We start from the raw sequence: 19293 nt of genomic DNA, 5'->3' as shown, positions 1-19293 counted from the left end.
CTTTCTAAAATAACCGCTCAGCTTTCATACTGATATATTTATTTTCCCCGATAATTAGATGATCTAAGAGTTTAATCCCTAAAATTTCCGAAGCTTTTTTAACTTGGCCGGTAAATTTTATATCCTCCTGACTGGGAGTTGGGTCACCACTGGGGTGATTATGGGCCATAATTACCGCATAAGCACCAATTTTAACCGCTTCTCGAAATATTTCCCTGGGCGTTACCCCCGCATGATTTACCCCGCCAACAGCCACCACACTTTCACCGCAAAGCTGGTTTTTGGTATTTAAAGAAAGTACAATAACTTCTTCTTGCTTTTTGTGACCAATTTTATACCTTAGATAATTATAAACATCTTCCGGATTTAAAAAATTTATCTTATTTTCCTGAGCAATCTCATAATACCGGCGTGCCAGTTCTAAGGCCGCTAAAAGCTTGGTTGCTTTAGCTGCTCCTATACCCTTAAAACTAATTAACTCTTCGGGATGGGAATGAATAAGTCCCTTTAATCCCCCAAAACTCGTTAAAAGCCGTAAAGACAAATCCAGCACGTTTTCCTGGGGCGTACCGCTACCCAGAAGCACTGCCACTAGTTCCACCGGACTTAAACTTTCCGGCCCCTGGCGTAAAAGCCGCTCCCTAGGTCTTAATTCCTCCGGAAGGTTTTTTAATTTCTCCCCCATACAAGGCCTCCTGTTTAAACTACTCCCCACTCCAAAAGCTCGCGATACATTCGGGCTATCGGAAGGCCCACCACATTAAAGTAACATCCATTAATTTTTTTAACAAAAAGAGCACCATAACCCTGGATACCATAAGCTCCCGCTTTATCCAGAGGCTCTTTGGTTCTTATGTATTTTTTAATTTCTTCATCGGTCAAAGGATAAAACCAGACTTTTGTCATCTCCCCAAAACTCTTTTCCCGCTTTTGTGGCTTTTGTATCAAAGTGACCCCGGTATAAACTTCATGTTCGCGACCAGCCAAAGCTTTTAACATATAAAAAGCTTTCTCTTCGTCCCGGGGTTTTCCCAAGATTTTTCCATCCAGCGCGACTACCGTATCGGCAGCAATAATAAGCCCTTCTTCGACTTTTGTGGCTACGCTTTTAGCTTTTTGCCGGGAAAGAAAAAGGGATAATTCCAAAGGATTTAAAATTTTAGCGTTTTCCTCGGCAGTAGGCGGGATTATTTCAAATTGATCATAAACTTTTTTTAATAATTCTTGTCTTCTGGGTGATGTCGAAGCCAGGTAAACTTTCAAGAAAATCCCCCTTCTTTCACAAAAAGTTTACCATCTTTATAAAAGCCATGCAATTACTTTTTAGAATAAAAACACCCCGGCAAAAGCCGGGGTTAATCTCTTCTAATGTTAAAGGTTAGCACCTCCAGATTAACCGTAAGGTCAACGCTTCGCACAATAATTTTCTCGGGAATATTTAGTACCGTGGGGGCAAAATTTAAAATTCCTCTTACCCCTGCTTTTACCAGTCGGGTAGCAACGTCCTGAGCATAGGCAGCCGGCACTGCAATAATGCCAATTTCCACATTATTTTCGCGCACCACTTCTTCTAATTGGTCAATAGGCAATACCTCATACTCATTAATCTTCTTCCCAATTTTGGTAAGATCGTTGTCAAAAACCCCTACTATATAAAAACCTCGCTCCCGAAAGCCCCGGTAAGCACAAAGGGCTGAGCCAAGGTTTCCAGCCCCTACCACTACCATGTTCCAGGTAGCATTTAGCCCCAGAATCTTTAAAGTATGATCTAATAGTTCCTTAACGTTGTACCCTACCCCCCGAGTACCAAACTCGCCAAAATACGCCAGATCTTTTCGAACCTGAGCAGAAGTAACCCCTACCCCCTGGGCAATATCTGCCGAAGATACGGTAGTAATGCCCTTCCGGTGTAAATTTTCCAGATAACGGGAGTAAACGGAAAGCCTTGATATTGTTGCCTCTGGAATTTTAAACCCTTTCATACTGCTCCCCTCCTATAGGTGAATTATAACACAATCAAAAAAAAATAAACAAGAACTAGCGATAATAAAAGTTTTTTATAGGTAATTATGCTTGTTCTAATAATTTCGCCTTTTAATTTCTTAATTTTTTTATTAAAAAAAAATAAAAAAATCTATTTTTTATATTTATTTAAATAAAATAGTTACAACCCTTTTATTTAAATAAAATAGTTACAACCCTGGAAAACTCTATCACCGGCAGGGCCGGATTTATTAAAGGCCAACCAAAAATTACCGCAAGTACATAATAAAAAGAAATGACCATTAAAACAGAAAAGACAATTAACTCCCTGTACTCCCTGTCACGAAGCAAAGGGTAGCCAAAAACTCCAAAGATTAGCATATATATGAAAATTGCTATAAATTTCATTTTCGCACCCTCCTATTGGGGTTTAATTGCAGAAGTAGTCATTCCACTTCGAACAATATTTGCCCTAACCGCCACTTCAATGGCCAGATTTTTATACTCTTCTTCCCAGTCATCCTTTAAATCCTGCCAGATTTTTGGCTCTTCCCGGTAGATAAACCGCCCAAAACCTGCTGGATCAGTTCCAACCTCCCGGGTTTTAGCTAAAAACTCGTTAATATCACGGCGAACTTCCCGAGCATAAGCTTGGTTTAACCTTTTATAAAATTCTTTCTTACTAAAATCAATACCATCTTGCGCTTCAGTAATAATCCCTTCAGTTTCAACAGTAAGTTTAATCACCGGTCGGCCATTCACCGCTTTTAACTGCCACTTAGTTTTAGATTTTTCCAGTTCTACCGCAAGCTTTTCCTCCGGTTTTTGGGGATTATTTATCTCCGTTATACCTCCTTTTACTTTGTTGGTAATGATTAAAAGACCCCGGGACTGTTCTTCATTTAGCCAGCCCACAAGCTTATCATTTTTAAAAAGGGCAGTTTGAAACACCCGAATCTCCTTGCGCCCTTTTTTAGTTAAAAGCTTAACTCCCGGCGCGTAGGGATCCACCCCTTCCTCTTCCAAAAGTTCAAGAAAATCTCCCAATTCCATGACCCCTGCTTCTGCTGTAATATATGATTTTTGGGTTAAATCGTATAAAGCTATGGCCGGAACTTTTACAATCCCCGGAAAACCATCCCAAATCTCCAGAGCTTTACCTTTGACTATTAAGACATAATTATCCCGGCGAAACTGGGGGTTCCTCTCAAAAAAGTCCAGCAAATTTTTTACCCCATCCCGGGCCACCCCTTCGGAAAGGAGTATTACCCTGTTGTGGGCATAATAAAGTCTTAACGCTGTCTCCATGTTAAGTTCTCTTAAAGTAGTAAAGAAAAGTTCCCCGCTTATTACTCTTATGACATAAGGTTTTTCTCCACCACCTCCACCTTTACTGGTAAGAGCACTGGGGTTAATTACCTGCACAGAAAATAAATACCTGTCTTTTTTACTTCCCTGCTCATTTTTATCCACCCCTATCCCTTGCACAATAGCCAGGTCTTCTAACTCAATCCGGCTCCAGCAGCCAAAGGTTAAAATTTGAGCTAAGATTAAAAAAGCCGCAAGAATTTTTTTCATCCCCGCTTATCCCCTTTTGCAAAATCCGGCATAAGCCCTTTTTTTACCCGTTGTTCATCCCTTGGTCTATAGTGCCTTGGTCTCTTAACCATTAACCACCAGGGAAGTCTAACAACTACATCTTTCTGATCCGAAATTCTCATAGGGGCTAAGGGTGCAAGGTATGGTACCCCAAAAGACCGTGTATTGCAAAGCATGATAATTAAAAAGATAAATCCCATCATAAGCCCAAACATTCCAAAAGTCGCCGCTAAAATCATAATAATAAATCGGTAAATCCTGGCCGCAACCGCTAAATTAAAAGCTGGTATAGCAAAAGAAGCGATACCGGTTAAGGCAACTACAATAACCATTGACGTTGACACTATCCCCGCTTCTACCGCTGCCTGGCCAATAATCAGAGCCCCTACAATGCTAACTGCTTGACCTACCGGTCGAGGCAACCTTACCCCCGCTTCCCGCAGGGCTTCAAAAGAAATTTCCATAATTAACGCTTCCACAAAAGCCGGAAAGGGCACTCCCGACCGGGACGCCCAGATGTTAATTAATAATTCCGTTGGAATCATTTCCTGGTGAAAAGTAATAATAGCAATATACAGTGAAGGTAAAAACATTGCTATGAAAAAAGATAAAACTCGAATAATTCTTAAAAAGTTACTTATAAAATATTTTTCATAGTAGTCTTCAGTTGCCTGGAAAAACTCCGGCATTGTAGCCGGTACTACCAATACATTGGGGGTCCCATCGGCTAAAATCACCACTTTTCCTTCAAGCATATCCGCAACTGCTTTATCAGGCCGCTCGGTATGCTTTACCTGGGGAAAAATGTTAAAGGGGTCATCCTCAATAAACTCTTCCAAGTAACCACTTTCTAAAACCGCATCAATATCGATCCGGGATAAGCGCCTCCTTACTTCTTCGACAATTTTGGGGTTCGCGATATCTTCTAAATACGCAATTACCACATCGGTCTGGGAAATACGACCAATCTTTAACGGTTCCATCCGCAAATAAGGGGAACGCACTCGCCGGCGAATTAAAGCCGTATTTACCCGGAGAGTTTCGGTAAAACCTTCTTGCGGTCCTCGCACCACCACCTCATTCATCGGCTCGGTTACCGACCGGGTTGGCCAGCCCTTGGCACTTACTAAAAGAGTAGAATGATTTCCTTCCAACAGTAACCCCACTTCACCGGAAAGTACTGCCAGTAAAAATTCCTCAATGGTATTAGCCTCTTTTACCTCCGCTACCGCCACCATTTCTTCTTTTAAGCTTTTAAAGGGGTTTTCTGGCTTATCTTCAGCTATTTTTGCTTCCAGCATCAGTGGCTTTAAAATACCTTCAATCACCACCATCTTGTCCACCATACCGTCAATCAATACTGCCGCTGCTGGAACACCATAATAGCTAAACTCCCGGATAACAAGGTCCGAAGGATTACCTAAAATCTTTTTAATCTCCCGAACATCCTCCGCCACCCGCCCGGAAAAATTTTTATCTTTATAAGGCGAAAGTCGGGAAGGCTTTTCCTCTTTAACTGAAGATTTCTTATCCCTTCCCTTTTTTATCCGGGCTAATTTTCCCCAAAACCCCATTTTCCACCCTCCTTTCTTCTTTATAGTATTGGGGAAAGGAAAAGAGAATATGCATTGAGGAGGTTAGCGGTTAATAAAACAATAAAAAAAGCGCCCCAATAGAGGCGCTCCAATCTCCCCTTTTACCTTCTACCCTCCGCTAGGAGGGGGCGGATTTCACCAATCATATAAAGGGAGCCGGTAACTAAAAGGAGAGTATTATATTTTTGTGAAAGCTCCAAACCAAAAGCTAAAGCCTTAGCAGGGTTTTCCACTAAATGAGTTTTAACTCCCTTGTTTTCCAAAATTTGAGCCAAGATGCCAATATCTCCGGCCCGGGGCGTGGGCGGACGGGTCACCACCGCCTCTACCGGTAAGTCAAAAAGTTCGTCCACTACTTTTTCCCGTTCTTTATCGGCTAAAACACCTAACAGCAATACCGGCCGTACCCCGGGAAAATAATCGGCAAAAGCACGCCTTAGGGCTCTTACCCCATCAGGGTTATGCGCCCCATCAATTAACACCGGCGGAGTTCCAGGAAAGTATTCAAAACGCCCCGGCCAGGTGGCCTTGGAAAATCCTTGATAAATTGCCGAATCGGGAATATCATATTTTTCCCGTAAAACCTCTATGATCCCAAAAGAAGTTTTCGCGTTATCCAGCTGATGCTCCCCTAAAAGCCGAATTTTTAGATCCTGATAGGTCTTTCCCCGGCTTACCAGGTTAAAAACCTGCCCCGCTAGACTTCTTTCTTTTAAGTTCAAAAAGATTTCTTCCCTGACATCCACAACGCGGCAATTTTTCGCTCTGGCTACCCCTTTGATAACCTCCAGGGCTTCTCCTCTGGCAGCGGTTACCACCGGGACCCCCGGTTTTATGATGCCCGCTTTCACCCGAGCAATTTCAGTAATGGTATTTCCTAAATAGTCCATGTGGTCTAATCCCACATTGGTAATCGCCACGACCTCCGGACAGCGTACGACATTGGTAGAGTCAATTACCCCACCGAGCCCCACTTCTAAAACCACAAAATCCACTTTTTCCTCGGCAAAATATTTTAAAGCCATTGCCGTTGAAACTTCAAATTCGGTAGGGTGTTCGTAACCTTCTTCCACCATGGCCAGAAGCTGGGGTTTTATCTCGTTTACTAACCTGGCCACCCTTTCCGGAGAAATTTCCTGTCCGTTTATCTTATACCGCTCAGTATACCGGGATAGATGGGGAGAGGTGAAAAGTCCGGTTTTATAGCCCGCTTCTGTTAACACCGAAGCAGTTAAGCTTGAAACCGAACCTTTACCATTGGTCCCCCCAATGTGGATTACTTTAAGTTTCTCCTGCGGATTACCAAGCCTCTTTAATAGTTCATAAATCCGCTCTAAGCCCAAATTTATCCCAAACTTGGTGAGATTGGCCAAAAATTCTAAGGCTTCGTTATAGTTCATGGGAAAACATCCCTATCCTTTGTTCTAATATTTCCTTTTCCCGGTAAAAACCAGACAGTTTTTCCCGTTCTTTGTTTATAACCTCCGCGGGAGCTTTAGCCAGAAAGCCCGGATTGTTTAATTTTTTCTCTAACCGCTCAATTTCCGCTAAAACCTTTTTAAGTTCTTTATTTAGCCGTTCTTTTTCTTTCTCCAGGTCAATTAAATCTTTTAGCGGTAAATAAAGAGTAATACCTGCTGCCACGCCGGTTAAAGCCCCATCCGGTGCGGGCATTTGGGCAACAATCCGGGGTTCACTTTGCGCTAATGCAGATATGGCCCAGGAGTTTTCGTTTAGTAAACTTCTCAGGCTTGAGTCAGCAGTTACTAAAATAACTTCTCCCCGCTTGGAAGGTGGCACATTGACCTCGGCTCTTAACCTTCTTATCTCCCGGATAACTTCCATTAAACTGCTCATTTCTTTAACTGCGTCGGGATTGTTATACTCTACTTTAACCGTTGGCCAGGGAGCTAACATAATCGTTTTTCCTTCATGGGGTAGCTTTTGCCAGATTTCCTCGGTAATAAACGGCATAAAGGGATGGAGAAGTTCTAAAGTTGTTTTTAAGACCCAATAAAGGACTTCCCGGGCAGTATCGCCGCCAGGCATTTTCCCGTAAAGGCGCGGTTTAGAAAGTTCTACATACCAGTCGCAAAACTCATCCCAGATAAACTCGTACAATTCCCGCGCCGCTTCCCCAAGCTCATACTGCTCTAAATTAGCCGTTACCTTTTCAATAACAGAGTTTAAGCGCGATAAAATCCAACGGTCAGCTAAAGTTAAATCCTCCTTCTTTATTCCTTGAGGATTAAATCCTTCTAAATTCATTAAAACAAACCGGGAGGCATTCCAGAGTTTATTGGCAAAATTGCGCGCTCCATCAAGCCGCTCAAAGTGAAAACGCAAATCGTTTCCAGGGGTATTACCGGTTACCAGCATAAATCTTAAGCTATCGGCTCCGTGGCTTGCAATTACCTCTACCGGGTCAACCCCGTTTCCTAAAGATTTACTCATCTTTCTTCCCTGGGCATCTAAGACCAGACCGTGGATTAATACTTCCCGAAACGGCACCTGTTTCATAAACTCCAGGCCCATAAAAAGCATCCGGGCTACCCAGAAGAAGATGATATCCCGGCCGGTCACTAACACTGAAGTTGGGTAGTAATAGTGAAGTTCCTCGGTATTTTTCGGCCAACCCATGGTCGAAAAGGGCCAGAGAGCTGAAGAAAACCAGGTATCCAAAACGTCCGGGTCCTGATGGACTCTGGTACTCTGGCACTTGGGACAGCTTTTTACCTCTTCCCGGGAAGGAATAACTTCTCCACATTCTTCGCAATACCAGACCGGAATCCGGTGTCCCCACCAGAGCTGCCGGGAAATGCACCAATCCCGAATATTATAAAGCCAGTTAAGATAAATCTTGGTAAACCTCTCGGGAACAAACTTTACCTCCCCTTTTAAGGCAGCTTCGATAGCGGGCTTTGCTAAAGGTTTCATTCTTACAAACCATTGTTTGGAAAGCCTTGGTTCAATCACCGTATCACATCGGTAACAGTGCCCCACCGAGTGCTTAATATCTTCCTCTTTAACCAGAAGCCCTAATTCCTTTAAATCTTCAACTATTTTTTTCCGAGCAGCATAGCGGTCTAGCCCCTGATAACTTCCGGCATTTTCATTCATAATAGCTTCATCGTCCAGCACCACTACCTGGGGAAGTTGGTGGCGAAGCCCCACTTCAAAGTCGTTGGGGTCGTGGGCCGGGGTAATTTTCACCACACCGGTACCAAATTCCCTATCCACGTACTCATCGGCGATAACCGGTATAGGCCGGTTTAAAAGCGGCAGGATAACTTTTTTGCCAACGAACCCCCGGTATCGCTCATCGTCCGGGTGGACCGCCACCGCTGTATCCCCCAGCATCGTTTCCGGCCTGGTCGTCGCTACGGTGAGATAACCTGTTCCATCTTCTAATGGATATTTTATGTGATAGAGTTTGCCGTCCTGTTCTTGGTGTTCCACTTCTATATCAGAAATGGTGGTTTTGCAGTGGGGACACCAGTTGGTAATATAGTAGTCCCGGTAAATAAGCCCCTTTTCATAAAGACGTAAAAACACCTCTTTAACTGCCTCGGAACACCCTTCATCTAAAGTAAATCGCTCCCGGTCCCAATCACAAGAAGCCCCAAGAGTTCTTAGCTGCTCGGTTATGCGGTTTCCGTATTTTTCTTTCCAGGCCCAAACCCTCTCTAAAAACTTTTCCCGGCCCAAATCATCTTTCGAAAGTCCCTCTTTTCTAAGTTCCTCTTCCACTTTGGCCTGGGTAGCAATCCCTGCATGGTCGGTTCCGGGAAGCCAGAGGGTATTATACCCCTGCATCCTCTTATAGCGGGTAAGTATATCCTGCATCGTATTATCCAGAGCATGACCCATATGAAGCTGCCCGGTAACGTTTGGTGGAGGCATGACAATGGAAAAAGGTTTGCGCTCATCGGGCTCGGTATGGAAAAAGCCATTTTCCTCCCAGTATTTATACCATTTTTTCTCCACTTCCTGGGGTGAATAAACCGAAGGTATGGACATAGCTATTCCTCCCTTTTTGAATAATTAGTATCTTTAACTCCACCAGGTCATGATCGACCATCACAAAAAACGCCCCTTCCACCCAAGGGCGAAAGAGGCTTTTTCCGCGGTACCACCTTGCTTCCGGGATATCCCGGCACTTTAACGCTCTAACGGGCAAACCCGGCGAAAGGTACTCCTTTTCCCTTTCGCAATCTTAGGGGCGACCTTCCCGGCTCCTTCCAGGAAAACCTTTCAGCCTGAGGGCTTTCCTCTCTTTCTGGAGGCCGACCGGTACTCCTCCCCGGCATCATCTCTACCTTTTCCATTTTGAAATTATTTTATATTTTTCCCGCAAAACTGTCAACTTTAAACAGGTCACCGCATAACAGTTTTTTAGGGTGGTAATATGAGGAAAATCCTTAGTGCACTTTTTTTGTTAATCTTAATTATAATTGGGGTATTTTATACCCTTGCCCTTAGCTTAAATAACCAAACTACCTTTAGTCTTTATTTCCCCAAAAACTCTCCCCATTTCTGGCTTTTATATTATTTAAGTGACCACGGTTACTGGGACTTATACGGTACAAAAGTAAAACTTACTAATACTCCTGCCAACGCAACCCTTTTAGCCCTAAAATCTTCCGCTAAAATCCCCGCCGGTTATAAAATCCTTTTAAAGCTTTCTAATTTTGAACCATACACTGTCTACGCTCGCCAGACAATAAATTTAACCTTTACTAATAAAACAATTATCCTTCCCCCTAAAGGAAGTAAACAATACCGGGATGTGGTTGAGCTTCTCTCCCGTCAGGGCTTAAAACCGTATAAAGATTACACTCCTTACTTTGATCTGCCCGAGGGGATTAAAAAAACTGCCTTTGCTGCCGGAATCGGAAACCTCTTAATAGCCTCAACCCTAACTCCGTTGGATAATTTAACTTCAATTGGCTTTTTAAAAGCTCCAGATATAGGAATTTTAGCAGTAAAAGAAAATATTAGGCCAGGGGATTTAAAAACTATAATTTCCGCCGTCTACTGGGGACAAAAAGCTTTTTTACAAAACCCACACCCTACTGGTTTTTTAGGGATTCCCCCAAACACGCAAAAAGAACTTTTTCTTTTACTAAAAAAAGAAAGCTTTTTTCCCGAAAGTTTATTCTTTAATCCCGTAACTGTAGGAATAGCTCAACAATATTACCAAAATCCCAAGGGCCCTTTTTTTAAAAACTCTTTTTATCAAAAACTCTTTTTTACTATTAAAGAAAAGATTAATTTTAAAGATTGTCTGGGTTTTGTTTTTCGCAAAATATTTTCATGAAAAAACCACCACCAGTGCTGGTGGTGGTTTTTAGTGAACAGAAATTTCTTGGGTTTCGGTTATTTCCTTTTCCGGCAGCGGGGATTCAACTTCCGTCTTTTTCTCCCGAATTAAAGCTGCCTCTAAAACTTCATCCATATGTTTTACCAAAATAAATTTTAAACCTCGCCTTACCTGAGGGGGTATTTCTTCTAACTCTTTCCGGTTTTCATAAGGTATAATAATGGTTTTAATGCCGGCTCGTTTAGCTGCAAGGATTTTTTCTTTTAAGCCTCCTATGGGCAGGACCTTCCCCCGCAGGGTAATTTCTCCGGTCATTGCCACATCTTTTCTTACTTTTAGACCGGTTAAAGCCGATACCATAGCTGTCGCCATCGTAATCCCCGCTGACGGTCCATCTTTAGGAATAGCTCCTTCCGGTACGTGAATATGTAAATCATATTTTTCGTGAAAGTTTTCCTCTATTCCCAGTTCTTTAGCCCGGGAACGGATGTAGGAAAAACCTGCCTGCGCCGATTCCTTCATTACTTCCCCTAATTTTCCGGTAAGATAGAGTTTGCCGTTACCCTTTAAGACAGAAACTTCAATAAACATCACATCGCCGCCAACTTCTGTCCAGGCAAGGCCTGTAGCTACCCCAACCTCATCTTCGGCTTCAGCAATACCATAACGGTACTTAGGTATACCCAAATACTGTTCTAAGTTGCTAACAGTAATTTTTACTTCTTCCACGTTTTTGGTTAAAATTTCTTTAGCTGCCTTGCGACAAAGGGAAGCTATTTGTCGCTCTAAATTTCTTACCCCCGACTCCCGGGTATATTCCCTAATAATTTTTAAAAGGGTGTTAGTAGAAATTTTAAGGTTTTGAGGTTTTAACCCATGTTCTTTTATTTGCTTGGGTAAAAGATATTTCTCGGCAATCGCTAACTTTTCCTCTTCGGTATACCCCGGAATATGGATTACCTCCATCCGGTCTAAAAGCGGTCGGGGGATAGTATAGAGATTATTAGCTGTAGTAATAAACATGACATGAGACAAATCAAAGGGTAATTCTATGTAATGGTCAGAAAAACTATTGTTTTGCTCCGGGTCCAGTACTTCCAAAAGAGCTGCCGATGGGTCTCCCCGAAAATCCATGCTCATCTTATCAATCTCATCGAGCAAAAACACCGGATTTTGGCTGCCAGCATTACGCATCCCTTGAATAATGCGACCGGGAAGAGCTCCCACATATGTCCGGCGGTGTCCCCGGATTTCCGCTTCATCCCGAACTCCCCCTAAAGAAATCCGGACAAATTTCCGTTCTAACGCCCGGGCAATAGATTTGGCTAAAGAAGTTTTACCTACACCGGGAGGCCCAACAAAGCAAAGAATTGGCCCTTTCATTTTTTTAGCAAGCTTTCTTACCGCTAAATATTCTAAAATCCTGCTCTTTACCTTTTCTAAGCCATAATGGTCTTCTTCCAGAATTTGCTCAGCAAGCTTAATATCTAACCGATCTTTAGTCCGCCGGTTCCAGGGTAAGGCTAAAAGCCAGTCCAGGTAATTTCGCACCACCGTTGCTTCCGCTGCCATGGGAGGCATTTTCTCTAGCTTTTCAACTTCCTTTAAAGCTTTTTCTTCCACTTCTTTGGGAAGCCTTGCTTCTTTAATTTTTTCCCGGTATTCCTCCCCTTCGGCAACCCTTTCGTCTTTTTCTCCCAATTCCCGCTGAATTGCCTTTAACTGCTCCCGGAGGTAATACTCCTTCTGGGTCTTTTCCATTTGTTTTCTAACCCGTAAGTTTATCCGCCGCTCAATTTCTACTATTTCCAGTTCCCGGGCTAAAATTTCTAAAAGAATTTCCAGGCGATTTTTTATATCTAAAGCTTCTAAAATCCGCTGTTTATCCTCAATTTTTAAAGTCAGGTGGCTTGCTACAACATCTGCAAGCCTTCCCGGTTCCTCTAAATTAACCACAGTTATCGCTGTTTCCGGCGGAATCCTTTTGGAAAGCTTGACATATTGTTCAAACTGGTAAATTAAGCTTCTAGTTAATGCTTGAATTTCCGGGGTTTTGACTTCCTCTTCCTGAGCTATCTGGACCTCAACGCGAAAGAAGGGTTCGCTTTCTATATACTTTTTTATTTCTGCCCGTTGTAAGCCCTCTACCAGAACTCTTAAAGTACCGCCAGGAAGCTTTAAAAGTTGCTTTATCTCAGCAATAGTTCCAACGGTATAAATATCATCGGGGGTCGGCTCATCTATTTGGGCATCTTTTTGGGTAGCAAGGCAGATAATGCGGTCGGAAATCATAGCCTGGTCTATAGCAGCAATAGACTTTTCCCGGCCTACATCCAGATGTATCACCATATAGGGAAAAACCAATATTCCCCTTAATGGTAAAAGTGGTAACTCCCGGGTTTCCACTACTTATCACCTCCCATTTTGAGTACCATTATTCTATCACAAAATAATCTAAAAAGTAAGTTTAAGCTGGCGAAGTTTGGGCAGGCTTTTCCTGTTCTTTAAAAATATAAGCTAACGCTTCATCAACACTTTTTACGGGAACTAATTTTAATTTTTTATTATCCTCCACTTCAGGATAATTTCCCCAGGGTAAAAAAACGGTTTTAACTCCAGCGTTTATAGCTGCTTCAATTTTATCAGGAATCCCCCCTACCGGACAAACCTCCCCTAAAAGAGAGATTTCCCCGGTAAAAGCTGTTTTAGCAGGAATCGGCCGGCGTAAAATTGCTGAATAAAGAGCAATTATCAGGGCAAGTCCGGCCGAAGGACCATCTACCGGCCAGGGGGCAGGAAAGTTAAAATAAATATCATACCTTTGAGGATTAATTCCCGTTTGGCTCCTAAAAACTGCAAACACATTATCAAGAGCTCCCCGAATTTTACTCCTGGCCGTAAGTTCGGTATGGCTTTGGGAAAACTTTTCTTCCTCAATTATTCCGCAAACACAGACACTACCCGGAATACTTTCCGCCGGTTCGGCTAAAGCTTCTACCGCCAAAACAGCTCCCATCTTTGGGCCTGTGACCGCAAGCCCCAGGGCTTTTCCCACCGCAGGCTCTTCGGGAAGGATAATCTTTGGTTTAGGTTGATAATTTCCAGCCCGGGCTACAAACATAATATCTCTTGCTAAAATCCTTTTTCTCCCTTCGCCCAAGGCCATGCCAGCGGCCAGTTGCACTAAATTTACCGCCTCCCGCCCGGATTTTGCATAGCGTACTACCGTCTCGAGGGCCTGTCTTCCCAAAGTAATGCCAATTTTTTCGGCGGCATTTTTCGCAATTTGCCAGAGTTCCTCTTCCCCAAGGGGTTTAAAGAAAATTTCTAAACATCGGGACCTTAAGGCAGAAGGTAACTCTTCCGGGCTTCGGGTGGTTGCCCCTATTAAGCGAAAATCGGCCGGTAGTCCTTTCTGAAAGATATCGTGGATATGTTTGGGTATCTCCGGATCCTCAGAAAAATAATAGGCACTTTCTAAATACACCTTTCGGTCTTCTAAAACTTTTAAAAGTTTATTCATCTGGATTGGGTGAAGTTCGCCAATTTCATCAATAAATAAAATTCCACCATGGGCTTTAGTTACCGCCCCCGGTTTGGGTTGGGGAATGCCAGCAATTCCAAGGGGCCCTGCTCCCTGGTAAATTGGGTCGTGAACTGAACCTAAAAGGGGATCCGCGATTCCCCGCTCATCAAATCTGGTGCAAGTAGCATCTACCTCAATAAACGCTGCTTCTTCGGTAAAAGGTGAATTAGGGCTTTTTATAGCTTCTTTTAACACCAGCCGGGCTGCAGCTGTTTTTCCTACTCCCGGGGGGCCATACAAGATTACGTGCTGGGGATTGGGTCCACATAACGCTGCCTTTAAGGCACAAATTCCCTCTTCCTGACCAATGATTTCCGAAAAACTCTCTGGTCGGGTCTTTTCTGTCAGGGGCTCCGTTAAAGATATCTTTCTTAGCCGGTTAAGTTTAGCCAGTTCCTTTTCGCTTTCCCGATTAAGATAAGTTTTGTTTACCTGCTGGGCTCTTCCCTGAGAAAAAAGAAGGGCCAAAATTGCTGCTAAAAGGATAATCTGGCCCACCGCAAAAATTCCAGTTAAACCGTCCATTTCCATCACCTCTTTCCTATTATTACCAGAAAGAGGTTGTCTCATATTTAAAATTCTAAATCCTTTTCTTCCCGCCAAGCTAAATACATTAAAACTCCTGATATTGCCATGCCGGTTAAGTGAACCACCCACCAGCCCGGTTCCATAAATCTTAAATTTTTCGGAAGCTTCTTCTTTAAATGGTGCATTAAAAATCATCTCCCTGCCTAAGTTATTCTGAAAAGCTTTAAAAAATCAATACCCCAGTAATCCTAATCCAATTAAATGTTTCCGGAAGTTCTTTCACACTAACACCTCCTCGATTAATTTACCTTTAGTTTTCCCCATCCTTTTTATTTTACTTGCCAACCCTATTCCAACATCTGCTTTTAAACAAAAACAATAAAAAAGAAGTGGTCCTTGCTTAAATACCAAGTACCACTTCTTATATCTTTAAATTATCTTCCAACTGCCAAACTCTAATCTCCAACATCCAGTTAAGCTGTTTCTTCTTTTTTGCCTTTTTTCCGCTTTTCCGTAGCCCCCACTAAAATGGGTTTAGCCTTATTTTCAATGACATCCCGGGTAATCACACATTTTACAATATCTTTCCGCGAAGGGATCTCGTACATGACCTCCAGCATTACTTCTTCTAATATTGCTCGTAATCCCCGGGCTCCGGTATTTCTTTTAATTGCTTTTTGGGCCACCGCCCTTAAAGCATCTTCTTCAAATTCTAAAGTTACCCCATCAAGTTCAAAAAGTTTCTGGTACTGACGCACCAAAGCATTTTTCGGTTCAGTTAAAATTTTCACCAACGCTTCTTCATCCAGAGCATCTAAAGTAACGATTATTGGTAAGCGGCCTACAAACTCCGGTATTAAGCCAAACTTTAACAAATCTTCCGGCATGATATGGCGCAGAATTTCGCCGATGTTTTGCTCTTTTTTCGGCCGGATTTCCGCTCCAAAACCAAGGCCTTTTTTACCAATCCGGCTTTGGATTATCTTATCTATCCCTTCAAAAGCACCACCTACTATAAAAAGGATATTGGTGGTGTCAATCTGGATAAACTCCTGGTGCGGGTGTTTTCGCCCCCCTTGAGGCGGAACCGACGCAATGGTTCCCTCCAGGATTTTTAAAAGGGCTTGTTGTACCCCTTCTCCGGAGACATCCCGGGTTATGGACGGATTTTCTGATTTCCTGGCGATTTTATCAATCTCGTCAATATAAACAATACCTTTCTCCGCCCGTTCAATGTCGTAATCAGCATTTTGAATTAATTTTAAGAGGATATTTTCCACATCTTCCCCGACATAACCGGCTTCCGTCAGGGCTGTAGCATCGGCTATCGCAAAGGGAACGTTTAGAAATTTTGCTAAAGTCTGGGCTAAAAGGGTTTTACCGGAGCCGGTAGGCCCAAGCATAATGATGTTACTTTTAGACAGCTCCACATCATCAATTTTACCACCTAAGTTTATTCGCTTATAATGGTTATAAACCGCAACCGAAAGGACTTTTTTGGCCTCTTCCTGACCAATAACATACTGGTCAAGATAAGCCTTTATCTCCTGGGGTTTGGGAAGCTCCTCCAAAGTAAGCTCCAAGTCATCGGCCAATTCCTCTTCTATGATTTCATTACAAAGCTCAATGCATTCATCACAAATATAAACCCCGGGTCCAGCCACAAGTTTTTTAACCTGGTCTTGATGTTTCCCACAAAAAGAACATTTTAATTGATTTTTATCAAACATTTCATCACCTCAAAACTTATTTGCGTACAGTGATCACCTCATCGATAATTCCGTACGCTTTAGCTTCTGTAGCCGACATAAAGAAATCCCGCTCGGTATCCCGATCGATTTTTTCCCTAGGCTGGCCGGTATGTTTGGTCAACAACTCATTTAAAGTATCTTTCATCCGTAAGATTTCCCGGGCGTGGATATCTATATCGGTCGCCTGTCCTTGCACTCCCCCTAACGGCTGGTGAATCATAATCCGGGCATAAGGCAAGGAAAAACGCTTACCTTTAGCCCCTGCTGCTAAGAGAAAAGCTCCCATACTCGCCGCCTGACCTATGCAGATGGTAGAAACATCCGGTTTAATATACTGCATAGTATCATAAATGGCCATTCCCGCGGTCACTACTCCACCAGGGGAATTAATGTATAAATGAATGTCTTTCTCTGGATCTTCTGCTTCTAAAAACAGCATTTGAGCTATTACCAAATTGGCCACATGGTCGTCAATGGGCCCTCCAATAAATATTATGCGGTCTTTTAGTAACCTTGACCAAATATCATAACTTCTTTCCCCACGACTGGTTTGCTCCACTACAATGGGAACTAAGTAGCTCATAATGATACCTCCTTAAATTTAAACGGTTTTGGCATTTTCAACTAAAAAGTTAATAGTTTTCCGGCGGACGATGGAATAAGAAAGATCATCCATCCGACCGGTAAAGAGCTTTTTAATCTCCTCTACCGGCTGCTGGTAAAGCTCAGCAATTTTACTAAGCTCCTGTTCTAATTCTTCAGAAGATGCGGTAATTCCTTCTTTTTTAGCTATGGCTTCTAAAACCAGCTCGGTTTTAACATTTCTTTCTGCCCTTGGCTTTAATTCTTCTTTTAGTTCCTCTAAGGTTTTTTTCTGATATTCAAGATATTGCTCTAATGTTAATCTTTCATACTTTAATTCCTCTTCAAAATAATGAAGGATATGGTCTACTTCGTGATTTACTAGGCTTTCCGGGATTTCTACCGCCGCATTATCGACAGCCTTCTCAATTAAGTCACTCTCCATCTTTTCCCGGGCGATATTTTCTTTGGATTGGGCAATCTTTTTCTTCAGGTCTTCTTTTAGTTCTTCTAAAGTGGAAAATTCGGAAACATCTTTGGCAAATTCATCATCAAGAGGAGCTACTTCTTTTCTTTTAATTTCTTTTAAGGTTACATTAAAGACTGCAGGCTTACCCGCAATATCTTTTTTATGGTAATCTTCCGGAAAAGTGACGTTTATTTCTCTGGTTTCCCCTGGCTTCATCCCCACGATTTGCTCTTCAAATCCCGGAATAAAAACGTTAGAGCCAAGTTCTAACCGATAATCTTCAGCGCTACCCCCTTCTAACGGTTCTCCATCAATTTTTCCGGCAAAATCGATTACTACCATATCCCCAAGTTTAGCCTCTCCATCTTCAACGGTAACTAGCTTGGCATAACGGTTTTGAAGGTAGGTAAGCTCTTTTTCTACTTCTTCTTCGGTTACCTCTACCGGCATTTTCGTTACCTCCAAACCGGTATACTGCCCGAGCTCTACATCAGGCTTTACATCCACCACCGCTTTGTAAACCAGAGGTTCATTAACTCCATAGGAAACTAAGGAAACTTCAGGCTTATCCACCGGCTCAATAGCTGCTTCCTCTATAGCCTTGACGTAACTTTCCGGCAAAAGCGCATCTAAAGCTTCTTCGAGAATGTAACCTTGACCCACCTGTCGTTCTACTAAGACACGAGGGGCTTTTCCTTTTCTAAATCCTGGTATTACTACTTTTTGAGCAATTTTTTTATAAGCTTTTTCGTACGCTTTGGCAACTTCTTCGGCTTCTACCTCTACAGTTAATTCCACTCGACTTTTTTCAAGCTTTTCTTTTGTTACTTTCATTGAATATCCTCCTTGCAGTATGTATTTAAATTTTTATCTTTATTTTGCCATTTTATGGCATTTAAAACTAAACCAAAAAGATACTCAATTACTATTATATTCTACACACTCTCACAGTTTTGTGCAACTAAAAATGCCTAAATAACAAAAAACTCCGGCTTTACCGGAGCATTTCTTCTGGAGCGGAAGACGGGATTCGAACCCGCGGCCCTCGCCTTGGCAAGGCGATGCTCTACCACTGAGCCACTTCCGCCAATTTTAGTTTAACTGGTGCGGGTGGAGGGACTTGAACCCCCACGGTTGCCCACTGGATCCTAAGTCCAGCGCGTCTGCCAGTTCCGCCACACCCGCGCTTTTAGAAGTTAGAATTTGGAGGTTAGAAAATGGAAATTGGAAATAAAACAAAAAATATAAAAAAAATATAAATAAAAAGCTAAAGGTTATTTTACCGTCTAACCTCTAACTTCTAATTTCTAAAGAATGGTGAGCCATGAAGGACTCGAACCTTCGACACCCTGATTAAAAGTCAGGTGCTCTACCAACTGAGCTAATGGCTCACAACAAAGATTTATTATAACGGCCTTCGCCGTTATTGTCAAGTGGCTGGGGCGGCTGGATTCGAACCAACGAATGGCGGTTCCAAAGACCGCTGCCTTACCGCTTGGCTACGCCCCAGTAGGGAATTTGGGGTGGGTGATGGGATTTGAACCCACACTGTCATGATCCACAGTCATGCGCCTCCTAACCGTTGGGCTACACCCACCATATTGGAAATTGGATATTGGAGATTGGAGGTTGGAAAATAATTTATTAATTAACTGAAGTTAGATGTAACCTAACCTCTAACTTCCGACTTCTGACCTCCAGAAATGGCGTCCCCGGAGGGACTCGAACCCCCAACCTACGGATTAGAAGTCCGTTGCTCTATCCATTGAGCTACAGGGACAAATCAATAAATGGAGCGGGTGATGGGAATCGAACCCACGCGACTGGCTTGGAAGGCCAGGGCTCTACCATTGAGCTACACCCGCTCGTTTCTCCGT

At 42.8% G+C, this 19293-nt stretch carries 15 protein-coding genes, 7 tRNA genes and 1 other annotated feature; of the genes, 1 reads left to right on the top strand and 21 read right to left on the bottom strand.

The features are described 5' to 3' along the window. Positions 1-4 precede the first annotated feature (4 nt). From radC to cpu_RS00885, 8 genes are all read right to left on the bottom strand, one after another. Entirely contained in the window at positions 5-685 is a 681-nt protein-coding gene (radC, locus tag cpu_RS00920; protein ID WP_075858113.1) for a RadC family protein, read from the bottom strand. Positions 686-699: 14 nt separating this feature from the next. Further along, positions 700-1263 (bottom strand): Maf family protein, encoded by a 564-nt coding sequence (locus cpu_RS00915; RefSeq protein ID WP_075858112.1) that lies wholly within the window; start codon positions 1261-1263, stop codon positions 700-702. A gap of 92 nt (positions 1264-1355) precedes the next feature. Then, positions 1356-1982: a redox-sensing transcriptional repressor Rex gene (locus tag cpu_RS00910; protein WP_075858111.1), complete on the bottom strand. Its 627-nt coding sequence runs from the start codon at positions 1980-1982 to the stop codon at positions 1356-1358. A 193-nt stretch (positions 1983-2175) separates the two neighbouring features. Continuing rightward, on the bottom strand, positions 2176-2391 hold the full coding sequence (locus cpu_RS00905; RefSeq protein WP_075858110.1) for a hypothetical protein: 216 nt from the start codon (positions 2389-2391) through the stop codon (positions 2176-2178). 12 nt (positions 2392-2403) lie between these two features. Next, the gene (locus tag cpu_RS00900) at positions 2404-3561 is read right to left on the bottom strand and encodes a Ger(x)C family spore germination protein (protein ID WP_075858109.1); all 1158 of its coding nucleotides are present in this window, start codon (positions 3559-3561) and stop codon (positions 2404-2406) included. Then, the gene (locus cpu_RS00895; protein ID WP_075858108.1) at positions 3558-5156 is read right to left on the bottom strand and encodes a spore germination protein; all 1599 of its coding nucleotides are present in this window, start codon (positions 5154-5156) and stop codon (positions 3558-3560) included. The genes cpu_RS00900 and cpu_RS00895 overlap by 4 nt, the downstream gene beginning before the upstream one ends. Before the next feature lie 122 nt (positions 5157-5278). Further along, entirely contained in the window at positions 5279-6577 is a 1299-nt protein-coding gene (locus cpu_RS00890) for a bifunctional folylpolyglutamate synthase/dihydrofolate synthase (RefSeq protein WP_075858107.1), read from the bottom strand. Next, positions 6567-9197: a valine--tRNA ligase gene (locus cpu_RS00885; protein ID WP_075858106.1), complete on the bottom strand. Its 2631-nt coding sequence runs from the start codon at positions 9195-9197 to the stop codon at positions 6567-6569. The genes cpu_RS00890 and cpu_RS00885 overlap by 11 nt, the downstream gene beginning before the upstream one ends. Positions 9198-9278: 81 nt before the next feature. Further along, positions 9279-9496: a binding site (T-box leader), on the bottom strand. Between the two features lie 89 nt (positions 9497-9585). Here cpu_RS00885 and cpu_RS00880 point away from each other — a divergent pair. Next, positions 9586-10497, top strand: a complete 912-nt coding sequence (locus tag cpu_RS00880) for a hypothetical protein (RefSeq protein WP_075858105.1) — start codon at positions 9586-9588, stop codon at positions 10495-10497. Between the two features lie 30 nt (positions 10498-10527). Here the strand turns inward: cpu_RS00880 and lon are convergent, their stop codons facing one another. The 13 genes from lon to cpu_RS00820 form a co-directional block, all read right to left on the bottom strand. Further along, entirely contained in the window at positions 10528-12906 is a 2379-nt protein-coding gene (lon, locus tag cpu_RS00875; RefSeq protein WP_075858104.1) for an endopeptidase La, read from the bottom strand. Between the two features lie 61 nt (positions 12907-12967). Further along, positions 12968-14611 (bottom strand): ATP-dependent protease LonB, encoded by a 1644-nt coding sequence (lonB, locus tag cpu_RS00870; RefSeq protein ID WP_075858103.1) that lies wholly within the window; start codon positions 14609-14611, stop codon positions 12968-12970. Positions 14612-14658: 47 nt separating this feature from the next. Then, on the bottom strand, positions 14659-14799 hold the full coding sequence (locus cpu_RS13745; RefSeq protein WP_200800617.1) for a hypothetical protein: 141 nt from the start codon (positions 14797-14799) through the stop codon (positions 14659-14661). A 288-nt stretch (positions 14800-15087) separates the two neighbouring features. Further along, positions 15088-16344 (bottom strand): ATP-dependent Clp protease ATP-binding subunit ClpX, encoded by a 1257-nt coding sequence (clpX, locus tag cpu_RS00865; RefSeq protein ID WP_075858102.1) that lies wholly within the window; start codon positions 16342-16344, stop codon positions 15088-15090. Positions 16345-16360: 16 nt separating this feature from the next. Then, positions 16361-16948 (bottom strand): ATP-dependent Clp endopeptidase proteolytic subunit ClpP, encoded by a 588-nt coding sequence (gene clpP / locus cpu_RS00860; protein ID WP_075858101.1) that lies wholly within the window; start codon positions 16946-16948, stop codon positions 16361-16363. Between the two features lie 18 nt (positions 16949-16966). Next, on the bottom strand, positions 16967-18250 hold the full coding sequence (gene tig / locus cpu_RS00855; protein ID WP_075858100.1) for a trigger factor: 1284 nt from the start codon (positions 18248-18250) through the stop codon (positions 16967-16969). 178 nt (positions 18251-18428) lie between these two features. Beyond that, positions 18429-18503: transfer RNA gene (locus cpu_RS00850), tRNA-Gly, on the bottom strand. Positions 18504-18518: 15 nt separating this feature from the next. Beyond that, positions 18519-18601 (bottom strand) — tRNA-Leu (locus cpu_RS00845). A gap of 130 nt (positions 18602-18731) precedes the next feature. Beyond that, positions 18732-18807, bottom strand: a tRNA-Lys gene (locus cpu_RS00840). A 43-nt stretch (positions 18808-18850) separates the two neighbouring features. After that, positions 18851-18925: transfer RNA gene (locus cpu_RS00835), tRNA-Gln, on the bottom strand. A 10-nt stretch (positions 18926-18935) separates the two neighbouring features. Beyond that, a tRNA-His gene (locus tag cpu_RS00830) sits at positions 18936-19013 on the bottom strand. 107 nt (positions 19014-19120) lie between these two features. Beyond that, positions 19121-19196, bottom strand: a tRNA-Arg gene (locus cpu_RS00825). 11 nt (positions 19197-19207) lie between these two features. After that, positions 19208-19281: transfer RNA gene (locus cpu_RS00820), tRNA-Gly, on the bottom strand. Positions 19282-19293: the final 12 nt, after the last annotated feature.

Origin of the sequence: Carboxydothermus pertinax (genome assembly GCF_001950255.1) — a bacterium.
Classification (GTDB): domain Bacteria; phylum Bacillota; class Z-2901; order Carboxydothermales; family Carboxydothermaceae; genus Carboxydothermus; species Carboxydothermus pertinax.
This window is presented reverse-complemented; position numbering and strand designations above follow the sequence as displayed.

Excerpts from the sequence above, each read along its gene's own strand:
- clpX (WP_075858102.1), bottom strand. The coding sequence starts at position 16,344 with ATGTTTGATAAAAATCAATTAAAATGTTCTTTTTGTGGGAAACATCAA.
- cpu_RS00880 (WP_075858105.1), top strand. The coding sequence starts at position 9,586 with ATGAGGAAAATCCTTAGTGCACTTTTTTTGTTAATCTTAATTATAATT.
- cpu_RS00890 (WP_075858107.1), bottom strand. The coding sequence starts at position 6,577 with ATGAACTATAACGAAGCCTTAGAATTTTTGGCCAATCTCACCAAGTTT.
- clpP (WP_075858101.1), bottom strand. The coding sequence starts at position 16,948 with ATGAGCTACTTAGTTCCCATTGTAGTGGAGCAAACCAGTCGTGGGGAA.
- cpu_RS00900 (WP_075858109.1), bottom strand. The coding sequence starts at position 3,561 with ATGAAAAAAATTCTTGCGGCTTTTTTAATCTTAGCTCAAATTTTAACC.
- cpu_RS13745 (WP_200800617.1), bottom strand. The coding sequence starts at position 14,799 with ATGCACCATTTAAAGAAGAAGCTTCCGAAAAATTTAAGATTTATGGAA.
- cpu_RS00905 (WP_075858110.1), bottom strand. The coding sequence starts at position 2,391 with ATGAAATTTATAGCAATTTTCATATATATGCTAATCTTTGGAGTTTTT.
- lonB (WP_075858103.1), bottom strand. The coding sequence starts at position 14,611 with ATGGACGGTTTAACTGGAATTTTTGCGGTGGGCCAGATTATCCTTTTA.
- tig (WP_075858100.1), bottom strand. The coding sequence starts at position 18,250 with ATGAAAGTAACAAAAGAAAAGCTTGAAAAAAGTCGAGTGGAATTAACT.
- radC (WP_075858113.1), bottom strand. The coding sequence starts at position 685 with ATGGGGGAGAAATTAAAAAACCTTCCGGAGGAATTAAGACCTAGGGAG.
- cpu_RS00910 (WP_075858111.1), bottom strand. The coding sequence starts at position 1,982 with ATGAAAGGGTTTAAAATTCCAGAGGCAACAATATCAAGGCTTTCCGTT.
- cpu_RS00885 (WP_075858106.1), bottom strand. The coding sequence starts at position 9,197 with ATGTCCATACCTTCGGTTTATTCACCCCAGGAAGTGGAGAAAAAATGG.
- cpu_RS00895 (WP_075858108.1), bottom strand. The coding sequence starts at position 5,156 with ATGGGGTTTTGGGGAAAATTAGCCCGGATAAAAAAGGGAAGGGATAAG.